This window comes from Gemella massiliensis (assembly GCF_900120125.1).
GTDB classification, from domain to species: domain Bacteria; phylum Bacillota; class Bacilli; order Staphylococcales; family Gemellaceae; genus Gemella; species Gemella massiliensis.
This window is the reverse complement of record NZ_LT635545.1, coordinates 35,273-48,944: the sequence shown is the minus strand read 5'-3', so window position 1 is coordinate 48,944 and position 13,672 is coordinate 35,273. Positions and strand designations below refer to the sequence as shown.

The 13,672-nt window shown below is 29.8% G+C and carries 11 protein-coding genes and 1 tRNA gene; 7 read left to right on the top strand and 5 right to left on the bottom strand.

The window, feature by feature from the left end; genetic code table 11:
* Positions 1 to 149 precede the first annotated feature (149 nt).
* Positions 150 to 1,049, bottom strand: coding sequence for a 5'-nucleotidase C-terminal domain-containing protein (locus tag BQ7358_RS02990; RefSeq protein ID WP_268762344.1), 900 nt, complete (start codon positions 1,047 to 1,049; stop codon positions 150 to 152).
* Between the two features lie 74 nt (positions 1,050 to 1,123).
* On the bottom strand, positions 1,124 to 1,768 hold the full coding sequence (locus tag BQ7358_RS02985) for a metallophosphoesterase (RefSeq protein WP_062174215.1): 645 nt from the start codon (positions 1,766 to 1,768) through the stop codon (positions 1,124 to 1,126).
* Positions 1,769 to 2,181: 413 nt separating this feature from the next.
* On the opposite strand from BQ7358_RS02985, the gene BQ7358_RS02980 reads away from it, so the two are divergent.
* The 4 genes from BQ7358_RS02980 to BQ7358_RS02955 all read left to right on the top strand — a co-directional run bounded on the left by BQ7358_RS02980 (position 2,182) and on the right by BQ7358_RS02955 (position 6,933).
* Complete coding sequence (locus BQ7358_RS02980; RefSeq protein WP_062174214.1) at positions 2,182 to 2,901, top strand: HAD family hydrolase; 720 nt, start codon at positions 2,182 to 2,184, stop codon at positions 2,899 to 2,901.
* A gap of 303 nt (positions 2,902 to 3,204) precedes the next feature.
* Positions 3,205 to 3,930: a rhodanese-like domain-containing protein gene (locus BQ7358_RS02975; protein WP_062174212.1), complete on the top strand. Its 726-nt coding sequence runs from the start codon at positions 3,205 to 3,207 to the stop codon at positions 3,928 to 3,930.
* Between the two features lie 32 nt (positions 3,931 to 3,962).
* Positions 3,963 to 6,335, top strand: coding sequence for a TIGR04282 family arsenosugar biosynthesis glycosyltransferase (locus tag BQ7358_RS09230; RefSeq protein ID WP_327058532.1), 2,373 nt, complete (start codon positions 3,963 to 3,965; stop codon positions 6,333 to 6,335).
* 10 nt (positions 6,336 to 6,345) lie between these two features.
* Entirely contained in the window at positions 6,346 to 6,933 is a 588-nt protein-coding gene (locus BQ7358_RS02955; RefSeq protein ID WP_062174206.1) for a TVP38/TMEM64 family protein, read from the top strand.
* A 135-nt stretch (positions 6,934 to 7,068) separates the two neighbouring features.
* On the opposite strand, the gene BQ7358_RS02950 is transcribed toward BQ7358_RS02955, so the two are convergent.
* On the bottom strand, positions 7,069 to 7,737 hold the full coding sequence (locus BQ7358_RS02950) for a hypothetical protein (RefSeq protein WP_062174204.1): 669 nt from the start codon (positions 7,735 to 7,737) through the stop codon (positions 7,069 to 7,071).
* Between the two features lie 5 nt (positions 7,738 to 7,742).
* The gene (locus BQ7358_RS02945) at positions 7,743 to 8,195 is read right to left on the bottom strand and encodes a LytTR family DNA-binding domain-containing protein (protein WP_072520204.1); all 453 of its coding nucleotides are present in this window, start codon (positions 8,193 to 8,195) and stop codon (positions 7,743 to 7,745) included.
* Positions 8,196 to 8,409: 214 nt separating this feature from the next.
* On the opposite strand from BQ7358_RS02945, the gene BQ7358_RS02940 reads away from it, so the two are divergent.
* Both BQ7358_RS02940 and BQ7358_RS02935 read left to right on the top strand, forming a co-directional pair.
* Positions 8,410 to 8,506: transfer RNA gene (locus tag BQ7358_RS02940), tRNA-Sec, on the top strand.
* A gap of 323 nt (positions 8,507 to 8,829) precedes the next feature.
* Entirely contained in the window at positions 8,830 to 11,733 is a 2,904-nt protein-coding gene (locus BQ7358_RS02935; RefSeq protein ID WP_072520203.1) for an NADH-dependent flavin oxidoreductase, read from the top strand.
* Positions 11,734 to 11,794: 61 nt separating this feature from the next.
* Here the strand turns inward: BQ7358_RS02935 and BQ7358_RS02930 are convergent, their stop codons facing one another.
* Positions 11,795 to 12,679 carry a LysR family transcriptional regulator gene (locus BQ7358_RS02930; RefSeq protein WP_062174200.1) on the bottom strand — a complete coding sequence of 295 codons (885 nt, stop codon included), beginning with the start codon at positions 12,677 to 12,679 and terminating at the stop codon, positions 11,795 to 11,797.
* 134 nt (positions 12,680 to 12,813) lie between these two features.
* Between BQ7358_RS02930 and BQ7358_RS02925 the strand changes: the two genes are divergently transcribed.
* Entirely contained in the window at positions 12,814 to 13,659 is an 846-nt protein-coding gene (locus BQ7358_RS02925; protein ID WP_062174198.1) for a sugar phosphate isomerase/epimerase family protein, read from the top strand.
* The last annotated feature ends 13 nt before the right edge of the window (positions 13,660 to 13,672 follow it).

Here is a 13,672-nt window from a genome sequence, read left to right as displayed (position 1 = left end):
ATCCTTTCATAGTTTATTTTTTTTGCACTTTAATTATATTGGATATTTGTCTTTTTGTATATTAAAAAACAATACGAGGTATGGATTTTTTTCCATGCCCCGTATTTATTATACAACCAGTTCTTATACTCGCCGTTTGTTTTTAGTTTTTATTTCTCATTTTTTCTGCGTGTCATTAATAATGATGTTGCTAATAATAATCCAACGCCAACGGTAGTCGTATCTGTAGCAATTCCTGTATTTGGTAATTTTCTTACATTATCTTTAGTAGGTTGTTTGCCTGAACCAAATTTTTTGTTTTCTTTGCTATGATCATTAGTTGGTGGAGTTTTGAGATCATCATCTTTACCTGGATTAACAGGTTCAGTTGATTTAACACCCGGAATAATACGAGAATATGGGAACGGATCTTTATATTGTAAAAACTGTTCGTTTGTTAATTGTTTTAAATATTCAACAACGATAGAATCCATGGTAGCACCACCTTCTTCACGTGCACCTCCCAACATAGTATAGCCGTCGCCACCTACGGCTAGAAAATCGTTGGTAGCCATGTAGTAAGTTTTTTGTAGATCAAGAGGTTCGAATTTTCCTGTTTGTTTATTTAATATTTCAATAGAATAAACTCTTTCACCGGGTTTTTTATGCGGATCAAAACCAACTTTAACAGAGCTGGATGATTGTAAGAAACCGCCGTTACTACCTAATTGCGGTTTTCCTTGAGCGTCCAGTATCTCTTTACCATCATTATCAGTATTTATTAGTGCACGAAGAGAGTGTTCGTACATTTTTTTCACATCAGTACCTTTTACTTGAATTTGGGTAAGTTGGTTACCGAAAGGCATTGCCTTAATAATATCACCCACAGTAATAGGAGAATCTTTTTTCAATGTAGTACGAATTCCTCCACCGTTAGTTACGGCGAAATCGGACTCATGTTTAAATACTTTAGCATTATAGAGTGCGTCTGCGATTAAGTTTCCAAGATTAGTTTCTTTTGTTCTGACATTTTCGCTTGTCCCTTCTAATGTATAGGGTGCTTTATCAATAACAACTACACTTCCTTTTTTATCAAATTCAGCTTGAGCAGCTTTAACAATTTTTTCAACGTCTGCATTAGGAATTAAGTTTTTAGCATAATCTCCGGAATAGGTTTAGTGAATGTTACTCCTTTAATTCCTACAGGATTGGTTTTTGTAGCTGTTTCCGGAGTAGTAACACCAACAATACCGATTTTAACACCTTTTTCTGTAATTATTGTAGACGGTTTAAATAATCGTTGTCCATTTTTATAAACATTTGTAGAAACAATAGGGAAGTTAAGCCATCCGCCATTATTAGTATTGTTTTTGTATTTTTCTACAGTATCAAGCCCGAAATCAAATTCATGATTACCGGCTGTCATTGCTTTATAACCGATTTTATTCATAGCTTTTGCCATATCTTCACCTTTTGATTGGTTGGAAATCGGAAGACCTTGAAAGGCATCGCCGGCATCAAGAGCGATAACTGTTCTTTCAGGATTATTTTGTTTTTCATTATCGATTAATGTTTTTTCACGGGCTGAACCGTAAGACGATGGTGTACCTTTATATTCTTCGTATGCTAAACGACCGTGCATATCGTTAGTATGAAAAATAGTAAATGGTACTTTATCGTTTATGTTATTTGCATTGTTTGCAAATGCAAACGAACCGGTAAATATCTGTGATATTAAAATAATAAATGTGAGTAGAAAGGTTACTATTTTAGATGATTTTAATTTCATCATGTGTCCTCCTGAATATAAAAATAAATTTTACGTTAAAATAACGCTTACTTAAATTATAACATAAATTTTCAATATAACTGTATAAAGTGATATAAAATATATAACTTTTTTTGTTAATGTTTTTATAGTATACTATATATATATTAATAAATCTCCTAATTTAATTACTGAAACAGCATATTAATAACATTAGTATTATAAATTGTATTAATATATAGATGGAAAATTTATAATTATTAACTATATATTTTAATAAAATAGTGTTTATTTACTATATAAATGTAATAATTCAATATATTGGAAGAAAAATTTTAAATAGGTTTGAATAAGATGCAAAGCAAAATACTTGGTTTTTGTTTTTTATAGTTGTAAAATACATTATTAAATATAAAAGTTAGGTGGAAGAGGTTGTGTTTGGTGATATAAAAAATATTATATTTGATTTGGATAATACACTTTATCATTTTAGTTCAATATGGAAAGAATCAAATGAGAGAACGTTTAATTATTTTGGTTATAATAATTTTATAAATTATGAAGATTTTTTTCTAAAGTATAAAGAAGTAAACAATGAATTGATTAAGAAAATTCGTAGCGGGGAATTAAGATTTAAAGAATTGCGTTTTGAAAGATTAATAACCACTTTTGAAAAATTTGAAATTTCTTTAACGAATGATGATTGTAAGGTGTATTACGAAAAGCAGTTTGAATTTATTAATGATTTAATTGTACCGGATATAGAGTTAATAGATAAAATAAAAGATTTGAAAAGACAATATAATTTGGTAATATTAACTAACGGTAAAGCACTTGAACAACGACAAAAAATAAAAAAACTGGGTTTGGAAAACTTATTTAAGTTATATATTTCAGAAGAAACGCATATTAGTAAACCGAAACCGGAAGCATTTATTAATATATTGGAAGAAAATGATTTTTTGCCGGAAGAAACTTTAATGATTGGTGATTCTATTTTTTATGATATAAAACCCGCAAAAAAATTAGGGTGTAGGACGTGTCTTATAGATAGAAGATGGCATTTTGATGATGAGGGTAAAAACTTAAATTATGACGGTTACAAAGCAGATGATGTAAAAATTGTATTAGATAACTTATTAAAAAAGATATAAGAAGGAAAAACAAAATAAAATAATTAAAAATTATATTTATAAATATAAAATATACATAAAAATATTTATTTTATATTAATAAGAAATAAGATTTCAAAAATATTTAATAATAAAATATTTTAAAGGGTTTTTATAATTTAAAAGAAGTTTTATTTTATAAATTTTAAAATATATAGTTTAAAAATTATTATTTTTTTAGTTAAAGTGATTGTATTGAAAATATAAATCTGTTATAATACTAATTGTAAATAAACCTTAGTGATTACTAAGTAATCAAAATATTAAAGGGGGAGGAAATTTACAATGAAAAAACATAAATTATTAGCTATATCAATGGCAACTTTATTATCATTTACATTAGCAGGATGTAGTAAATCTTCATCAAATCAAAGTTCAACAGATGGGAATGCGACTGTAAAAGATATGAAGGGGGAAGAATTGAATAAAATTGAAAAAGATGACAAAGAAAAAGAAAAATACCTTGTTATCGATGTAAGAGATGCTAAAGAATATAATGAAGGGCACGTGAAACATGCTATTAATATTCCGGTAGGGGATATTGAAAAAAATGTAGATCGTTTGAGTGCTTGGAAAGATAAAAAAGTAGTAACTGTATGTAATACAGGTAAAAAAAGCAAAGAAGCAGCTGAAAAACTTGTCAAAGCAGGATTTAAGGATGTAACTAATGCTCAAGGCGTTAAAGATTACAAAGATTACGAAATCAGTAAATTTACTACTTTATTAGCGGATGATTTCCAAAAAGCTATTGATGAGAAAAAAGGTCAATTTATAGATGCAAGAGATAGCAAAGATTATGATAAAAAACATATTGAAGGTGCTATTAATGTAGATTCTAAAAAATTAGATGACTTAGAAGCAAAATTACCGAAAGATAAAGAAGCACCGATTTATACATATTGTTATAGTGGAAATCGTTCATCAGTTGTAGCTAAAAAATTAACAGAATTGGGTTATAAAAATGTGTTCAATGCTTTTGACGGCGTTAAAGAACATGAATATAAATTTTAATAATTAGTAAAAAAGGAAGGAATAATTATTTAATGAAGAATAGCAAATTATTAGCTATATCAATAGCAACATTATTATCATTAACGTTGACGGGGTGTTCATCTACAAGTAAAGGAACGGATAACAACGGGACTACATCGGTAAAAGAGATAAAAGGTGAGGATCTTAACAAAATTGAGAAAGATGATAAAGAAAAAGAAAAATATCTTGTTATTGACGTAAGAGATGCTAAAAGCTATAAAGAAGGTCATGTAAAACATGCAATTAATATACCTGTAGAAGAAATCGACAAAAGCATAGAGGAATTAAGAACATGGAGAGAAAAATCTGTTGTTGTTTATAGTGATGATACTAAAAAAACAAAAGAAGCAGCTGAAAAACTTGTCAAACAAGGTTTTAAAGATGTTTCAAATGCACAGAACATTAAAGATTTTAATTATGATTTAGTTAAATACACCAGTTTAACAGGAGCAAAATTCCAAGATAAAATTTTAGCTAAAGAAGATGCAGTATTTCTTGATGCCAGAGATAAGAAAGATTTTGACGAAAAACATGTTGACGGTGCTAAAAATGTAGACTCTAAGAAATTAGATAATCTTCAAGATATTTTACCGGAAAATAAAGAAACTCCAATTTATACATATTGCTATAGTGGAAATCGTTCTTCTGTTATTGCCCAAAAATTGATAGATCTAGGGTATAAAAATATTTTTAATGCCTTAGATGGAACAAAGGAATATGATTATAAATTTGAAATGGCTGATTGTTGTAAGGAAGGTAACAAAGAAGGTCACGAAAATCACAACCATTCAAATCATAATAATTCAGAACAAAAACATGAAGGACACAGTCACTACAATATTAGTAAGATGAAAGGCAGGGAAGACGACGTCTTCCCTTTTTCTATAAAGATGAAAGAAACAATTATATTATTTACACGTGTTCCTAAAGAAGGGACTACGAAAACAAGACTTTATGATTTTATAACACCAAAACAAGCGGTTGAGGTTCAAAAAAAACTATTAATAAAAAATTATAATACTCTAAAAAGTAGCGGTAGAAAAATAAAAATTTATCATGATGGAAATAAAGATGACGACAATAATATGGAAGATTTGTTATCAATCAAAGATTTTTATTATCAAAATGGAGAAACACTTGGTGATAAGATGTACAATGCGATTAATAATGAGTTAGTAAATGCTGACAAAGTATTGTTGATGGGATCGGATATTTTTAATCTTAATAATAACATGATAGAGCTTGCTTTTAAAAAATTAAATGAATATGATGTTGTCATTAATCCAAGTGAAGATGGTGGATATTTTTTAATAGGAATGAAAAAACCGATAAAAGAAGTTTTTGCATTACCTAGTTATGGTGATGCTAGTGTGCTGGAAAATCTGATAAGAGTTTGTAATAAAAATAAAATTAGTTATTTTTTAGGAGAAACAGCCCTAGACATTGATACTAGAGAGGATTTATTATCAGCGGAAACTGGATTTAAAGATATTGTTTTGCTAGGTGCCGGAGAGTATAATATCAATTTTACATTTACAGATAATAATAAAGATAAAAAGGTATTGCGTATTAATATGAAAAGTCAGATGAATTTAACCAATCAAATTGAATATGAATACGAAACTTTAAAATTATTAGAAAAAAGTAAGGTTACACCTAAAGTATATGACTTGGTAACTAAAACAAAATTATTACCGTACAAATACTTGACGATGGAATTTTTAAACGGAAGAGTATTAGATTATGATAAAGATATGAATATAGCAGCGTATTTACTTAGTTCAATTCATAATACAGCATTTGGAGAAAATAATTTAATTCATGCTGCTAATCCGTTTCAGTTAATGTATGATGAATGTAGTGCGATGGCAGAGGAGTATCTTAATTGGGAATATACAGATAGTGTTGTTGGTAGTTATATTCATTTATTTTTAGATAAGTGTAAAAAACTTATCCCTAAAAATTACATTATAGACAAACCGTGTATCATTAATACAGAACTTAACTCGGGTAATTTTTTAATTGGTGATACTAAAGAAAATAGTTATGTTATTGATTGGGAGAAAGCGTTAATTGGGGAATGTGAACAAGATTTAGCTCATTTTTTAGCTCCCACGACAACATTTTGGAAAACAGATAAAATATTAACAAAAAATGAAATTGATTTGTTTTTGTCCGAGTATAGTAAGTATCGTTCATATAATGAAGAACGTTTTGAACGTTATCTCATTTTTAATTGTTTACGTGGTGTAACGTGGTGCAGTATGGCGTTTAGACAGTATAGTGAAAAAGATAAAATGCTAATGGATGAGTTTACATTTAAAAAAATATCCGCATATGTTAGTATAGAATTTTTGGAAAAAATATCAAGGTATTTTAGTTAGGAGGAAAGTAATGACAGAATTTATTCAAAGTTTCGGTGTTGCTGCACCAATAATCTATGTATTGATGTTTACAATTTTGCCGGTATTTTTCTTTCCGGTACCGATATTAGCGGTAGCCGGAGGACTTGCTTTCGGTTTTGTAGAGGGAAGTTTATTAACTTTTGTCGGAGCTTCGATGAATTGCTATTTAATGTTTATAATTTCACGTCGTTTTGGACGAGAATGGGTTAGAAATTATTTAAAGAAAAAAATGTCACCAAAACAACATGATAGAATTTTTAATGTAAGTGATGATAAATTAATGATGAGCTTAGTAATTCTTAGACTAATACCACTGGTACCATACAATATGATAAATTACGGTTATGGGTTAACTAATATTTCAGTATCAAAATATATGATAGCAAGTGTTCTAGGAATTATACCGGGAACAATAGTTTTTCTAAACTTTGGAGCAACAAGTACTAATGTGTTTAGTAAAGAATTTTTGATAGCATCACTTCTTGTTATTTTATTAACAGTAGGTTCAATTTATTTGTCAAAAATAGTAGAAAAAAGAGAACAACAAAAAAATAATAATGAAATAAATAAAAAATAATAAAGAAAAAATTAATTTTATAGTATTGTTTTGTTGTATAATAATTAATGAAATAGATTATATTATAAATACAAGGCATAGAAAAGTGATATGTACCCCTTTTACCGGTTTGTCCGGGAAAAGGGGTATTATTCTTTATATATATAAGATTTCTACTTCAGCAAAAGTAGCACTACCTATTAAATTTAGTGAGATTTCGGATTCTTTTTGTAAATTTAGAGGGTAAGTGATTTCAGATATTGTAGAATTAATATTATTATTGATATTCCATTCTTTTGGAATAAATAATTTAACGGTTGAAAAAGTAGCTGAAATATCTAGAGTAAACTCTTTACTATAGTAAGTGTTTAACTTTTCAAAATAGATATTTGTTGTACTAAATGTGGATGTTGATGCAAAATAGTTTGTATCGTTAATATTAATATAAAAAGAATTATTTCCAAAAATAATATTAGAAGATTTCATATCTGAATATTCTTTTTTATATTTTTTAAATTCTTTATATTTTAGTTTTTTTGGTAAAAGTAGAGAAGCACCTATACTAAGAAGTAAAGCGGATATAAATATTTTTCCTGCTGAAATATCAAGAAAATAAAAATTTTTATTATATATATAGAATAATAATGCTAATGGAAAAATAGTTCCAAAGGAATCAAAATCTATAATATTTTTAATAATAATATATCCTAAAACTATGGTACTTATTATTAGGAAAATAATTCCTTTAGGAAATAAGATTGTATCTCCTAAAAAGATAATTAGAGCAGTTATTGCTAAGATAGCACCTAATAATTTTTTTTTCATATAAATTACCTCGTTTCTTTTAATTTTTCTTTTAAAATTTTATAGTAATGACGTGATATATGAGTTTTTTTGTTACTATTGATAAAAGAAGCAGAACTACTTCCTGAAAATGATTTTTCTAATGAAAGTATAAGTTTTAAGTTTATAATTGTAGATTTAGAAGCTCTACAAAAATAATTAGGAATAATTTCTTCAAGTTCATATAATTTGAATTTAACTTCAAAGAAATCATTTTTCGTATGAGCATATACTTTGTTCATATCAGTATCAAAAAATAAAATTTCTTTTAAGGAAATGAAGTATTCTGTATTTTCTTTGTAGAAAGTTATATTAGGTGAGGAAGAAATTGCCTTCTCTATAGTATTTTTAATTTCTGTTATTTCCGATGAAAACTCAGGTGCTTTTATGTGTACTTCCATATTATCTAATGATGTATCTATTTCAATAATAACTTTCATAATATACTCCTTTCGTAGTTCTTATTTATATAATACTACATAATCAGTTGTTTGATAAGGGCTTTTAAGTAAGTGGTAAGATAAGAAAGGTAAGTGGTAAATTGTTTTTGATAAGATGAGTTTAATTTAGTTAAGAGCGAATTTAGGGATTTGTAGTTTATTTTATAAGTTATTGCTTTTTTTATTTTTTTATTGTATAATATCTCTTGTACGTGGGAGTGGATGAGTTCTGGTGTGCTCTCTAGTCTTCAAAACTAGTATGAGGGGTTAGGAGCCTCTTGGGTGGGTTCGATTCCCACACATTCCCGCCAAGTGTTTTTATAATGGATTATCGGTATAAAATTAGGAGTTCCTAACTTTATATCGTTTTTTTAGTTACCATAAAAATTAAATTTTTTAATAAAAAAAATGAAACAGTATATTTTTTATTTAGTTAAACGCTTTTAATTGAAGTGTTAGTATAAAAATGTACTGTTTTGTTTTATTTTATAACAGATTAAAACAGTTATATCAAGGATTTTTAATTAAAAAACATGTATATAACACTTTACAATATGAAACAGAAGTTATATAATATATTTATACATAAATAATTATTGATAAATTAAATTTATTAATTTAATGGAGGGCAACAATGGCTAAAGAAATTTTTGATGAGCTGAAATTAAAATCTGGTGCAACACTGAAAAATAGAATATTTATGGCACCAATGACGACACAATCAGCTTTTTATGACGGCGGAATAACAGATGAAATTGTAAAATATTACGAACATAGAGCAGGCGAAGCCGGTGCAATAGTAGTAGAAAGTTGTTTTGTTGAAAAACATGGGCGAGGTTTTCCGGGAGCTATAGGTATTGATAGTGATGATAAAATATACGGTTTAACTAAATTAGCGACAGCTATTAAAAATTCAGGGTCAAAGGCACTTGTTCAATTATATCATGCAGGTAGAATGGCGTGGCCGGAATACAATGGCGGTGCTGAACCGATTGCTCCAAGTCCGGTAGCTGCACTCAGACCTAATGCACCTGTTCCGAGGGAAATGAGTGAAGAGCAAATATTAGCTATGATCCAAATGTTTGCTGATGGAGCAAAACGTGCGATAAAAGCCGGCTTTGACGGAGTGGAAATTCATGGAGCAAATACATTTATCGTTCAACAATTCTTCTCTCCACATTCAAATAGAAGAGAAGATCATTGGGGTGGTAATAGAGAGAATAGAGCAAGATTTGCTATTGAAGTTTTAGAAGCTATAAAAAAAGTTGTAAAAGAATCTAAGAAAGAGAATTTTATTATCGGATATAGATTTTCTCCTGAAGAATTAGAAATACCCGGTATTCGATTTGAAGATACAATGTATTTACTGAATGAACTTGCAAAACATGATTTAGATTATGTTCATTTTTCAATGGGAATATATACAAGAAGTTCTATAGTAGATACTGATGATCCGGAGGAATTGATTACACAATTTTTGGCACGTCGTTCACCTGAACTTGCTAAAATACCTGTCGTTGGTGTAGGTGGAATATTACAACGTAAAGATGCAGAAGAAGCATTAAAATTAGGGTATGATATAGTATCTGTAGGTAAAGGTTTTTTAATAGAGCCACGTTGGGTAAGTGCAATTAAGATGGATAAAGCTGTACCGGATTTTGCCGATAAAAATTTACAACATGAGTTATTAATACCGGCACCATTGTGGGACTTTATGTCATATATGGTTTCTGATCCGGAAATAGAAAAAGCAAAACATGAACGTATTAAAAAGCTACAACAAGTTAAATTAGAATTTAAAGAGGGAAGTTATGATGTAGAAGCTAGAGGGCATAATAATAGTCTTCCGATGAAAGTAACATTCTCTAAAGAAAAAATTGAAAAAATTGAAGTAGATAATAGTGAAGAATCTGAGGGATTATCAGAACAAGTATTTAAACGACTTCCAAAACAAATCATTGAAGGGCAAACATTAAATGTTGATGCCATCTCAGGAGCATCATCTTCAAGTAAAGGTTTAATAGAGGGTGTAGCAGAGGCTGTTAAATTAGCAGGTGCTGATCCGGAAGTGTTATATGTAAGACCTAAACCGGTGGTGAAATGGGTTAAAGAAGTAGTCGAAGAAGAAACAGATGTAATAATTATCGGTGGCGGAGCAGCAGGAATTGCCTCAGCATTAAGAGCTGATGAATTAGGATTAAGAGTTACTTTAATTGAAAAACAATCATTTATCGGAGGAGCTATTTCGATAAGTGGAGGTAATCAAGTAGTAATTGGTTCTAAGTTACAAAAAGAACTAGGAGTTACCGATGATACTCCTGAATTGATGTTTGAAGATTTTATGAAAAATGGAAACAATAAAAATGTTCCGGAGTTACTTAATCTGCTAGCAAATAACGTTGGACAAACAACAGATTGGTTAACCGATTATGTTGGTGTAGAATATGATCTTAAAGGAGGACTGCATGTTTTAGCAGAATACCGCAAAGATAGAGAGTTAGCTTATAATCATGGCGGTCACGGTTTTGCCGGAGCTGCCAGAAGCAAGATGGCTAATAGTAATGTGAGATTACTACTTCAAACTAAAGCAAAAGAGTTAATCTTAGATAATAATGGAAATGTTACAGGATTAATAGCACGAGAAGAAACGGGTAGAAAACATATTATTTCTGCAAAAGCTGTTATTTTAACGACAGGTGGGTATGGTAACAATAAACAACTTCTAAGTAAAGAATTAGGAAAAGTATTATTCTACGGAACAAAAAGCTCAAATGGAGAAGGCTTGGTTATGGCTACAAAAGAAGGTGTTGATGCAGCAACTCGCCTAATGGAATATGGGAAAATTTATCCAAATGGGATTGAAGTATCAAAAGGGTATGCTAAATCTACAATCGGAGGTAATATCGCTGTACTTCGTGAAAACGGCTTGTTAGTAAATAAATTCGGCGTACGTGTCGTAAATGAAAGAGCAAGTAACCATGATATATTAGATGTATTAATGGAGCAAGAAGATCAAACTTTATATATGTTGTTGGATCAAGAGCACTTTGATATTTTTAAAGAAGCGGTAGCGGAAGGCGGAATTTCTGAACAGGATATTGAACGCTGGTTAGATAATAATGGTGAAACAACACCGCAATTCTTCCATGCGGATACCCTAGAAAAATTAGCCGAACTAGCACATATGCCACAAGAAAGTTTATCTCAAACAGTATCACGTTATAATAGTTTTGTTAAGAACGGAAAAGATGAAGATTTTAATAGAGAATTACGTTTCTTACAAAAAGAAGTTGGATCAGGCCCTTATTATCTGGTAGAACAAAAACCACGTTTTGCAACAACTATGGGTGGTTTAGTAGTTAATGACAGTTTAGAAGTAGTTAACAAAAAAGGTACAGTTATAAATGGATTGTACGCAGCCGGAGAAGTAGTCGGCGGTGTAATGGGAACAGATTCACCGTCAGGTGCCAATAATGCTTGGGCATTAACTTCAGGAAAACTGGCAGCAGAATCAATAAAAAGTAAATTTAAAAAGTAAAATAAAAAAGTTTTCTGTGCATAACTGTAATTGCACAGAAAACAACTTAATAATATAAAATTTATTTATCAAAATAATGACTACAAAAATCTTTAAAACGCAAAGCAGTCGGAGTTATAAAACCGTCTTTTCTCGTAGCAAGATATAGCCAACGTGGTTCATGTTTATCAAGAATTTCAAGAACTTTGACAGGATATGCCTGTATAGTAACGATATTCGGCATAATTGCTATACCGTGATTTTGAGAAACAAAGCCTAAGATGGTATGATCTTCATTCGCTTCAATGGCAATATTCGGTTCAAAGTTAACAGATTTCATCAGATTATCAAGATATGGGCGAAGACCGCTATTTTTATCGAAATATACGTAAGGATAATCGGCAGTATCTTTAAGATATACAGATGTTTTATTCGCCAATGGATGATCATTAGGAACTACCAAATAAACATTTTGTTCAATAAGTGGTTCAAAAACGATATTATCAATATCCTTAACAAATGATGTAATGGCAATATCTATTGTTTCATCTTCCAAACCTTTTAGCAGTTGGAATGAATTACCTTGGGTAAAAGAAAGTTTCACATTGTGATTTTCTTCTTGTTCAAGAAAGTTTCTGGTAAGGCTTGGTGCTATTTCAGAACCTGCTGTGTAGACAAAACCGAAGTTTATCGTTCCGGAATTAGGGTTGAGCTCTTCATTGATAATAGAAATAGCTTGGTTAAGTTTACCAAGTGCTACTACTACATGGTTATAAAAAATGTGACCGTATTTAGTAAGTTGGATATTACGTCCTACCTTTTTAAATAATGGTATACCGATTTCTTTTTCAAGTTCAGAGATAGTGTAGCTAAGATTTGGTTGAGAAGTATTAAGTTTTTTAGCAGTTTGAGTCATATGCTCCGTTTCTGCTAAAAGTACGAATGCTTCAAGTTGTGATATGTTCATATATGGACTCCTTATTTATTGATAAATATATTCTATCATTTATTTTAAAAAAATTCATTAATTTTATATAAAATATATTAAAATTGCAAATAACAACAATAAAAAATATACAAATACTCAAGGGGGAATAAACAATGAGTAAACAAGCACCTATAACGGTTAGTTCATGGACACTTGGAGATGAGTGTAAATTTGAAGATAGAGTAAAAGCAGCAAAAGAAGCGGGATTTGAAGGAATCGGTCTTCGCGCTGAAACATATGTTGATGCTTTAGCAGAAGGGTTACATGACGATGATATATTGAAAATATTAGAAAAATATAATATCAAAGTAACTGAAGTCGAATATATAGTTCAATGGGCGGAGAATAAACGTTCATATGAACAAAAATATAAAGAACAGTTATGCTTCCATATGTGTAAACTTTTTGGAGTAAATCATATTAATGTCGGTCTAATGGAAAATTATTCGGTAGAACATACAGCACAAAAATTAAAAGAACTTTGTCAACGTTCATATCCATATGTTATTGGAGTAGAGCCGATGCCTTATAGTGGAATTCCGGATTTTGATAAAGCGTATGCTGTAGTAAAAAAAGCCGGTGTAGAAAATGCAAAAATTATTTTAGATTCATGGCATTGGGTAAGAGCCGATCAATCATATCGCACATTAACAAAAGATGAAGCGGAACTGATTATTTCAATTCAAATTAATGATGCTTATGAACGACCATATGCAAAATCAATTTTACGTGATGAGAGTATGCATGATCGTTTAGCACCGGGAACAGGAGCTAAAGATACAGCAGGTTTTGTAAGGATGATTAAAGAATCCGGTATTAATCCAAAAGTAATTGGTGTTGAGGTGATTTCTGACAGCATTTTAGCAAAAGGGATAAAAGAAGCCGCTAAGTATAATTTTGATAATACAGTTAAAGTATTAGGTCAAGTGTGGAAAGAACAACTTCCGGAAAATAAATAAGGAAAAGAGGTAA

Coding starts and splice junctions, on each gene's coding strand:
- BQ7358_RS02985 (WP_062174215.1), bottom strand. CDS start 1,768: ATGAAATTAAAATCATCTAAAATAGTAACCTTTCTACTCACATTTATT.
- BQ7358_RS02925 (WP_062174198.1), top strand. CDS start 12,814: ATGAGTAAACAAGCACCTATAACGGTTAGTTCATGGACACTTGGAGAT.
- BQ7358_RS02955 (WP_062174206.1), top strand. CDS start 6,346: ATGACAGAATTTATTCAAAGTTTCGGTGTTGCTGCACCAATAATCTAT.
- BQ7358_RS02945 (WP_072520204.1), bottom strand. CDS start 8,195: ATGAAAGTTATTATTGAAATAGATACATCATTAGATAATATGGAAGTA.
- BQ7358_RS02935 (WP_072520203.1), top strand. CDS start 8,830: ATGGCTAAAGAAATTTTTGATGAGCTGAAATTAAAATCTGGTGCAACA.
- BQ7358_RS02975 (WP_062174212.1), top strand. CDS start 3,205: ATGAAAAAACATAAATTATTAGCTATATCAATGGCAACTTTATTATCA.
- BQ7358_RS02930 (WP_062174200.1), bottom strand. CDS start 12,679: ATGAACATATCACAACTTGAAGCATTCGTACTTTTAGCAGAAACGGAG.
- BQ7358_RS02950 (WP_062174204.1), bottom strand. CDS start 7,737: ATGAAAAAAAAATTATTAGGTGCTATCTTAGCAATAACTGCTCTAATT.
- BQ7358_RS09230 (WP_327058532.1), top strand. CDS start 3,963: ATGAAGAATAGCAAATTATTAGCTATATCAATAGCAACATTATTATCA.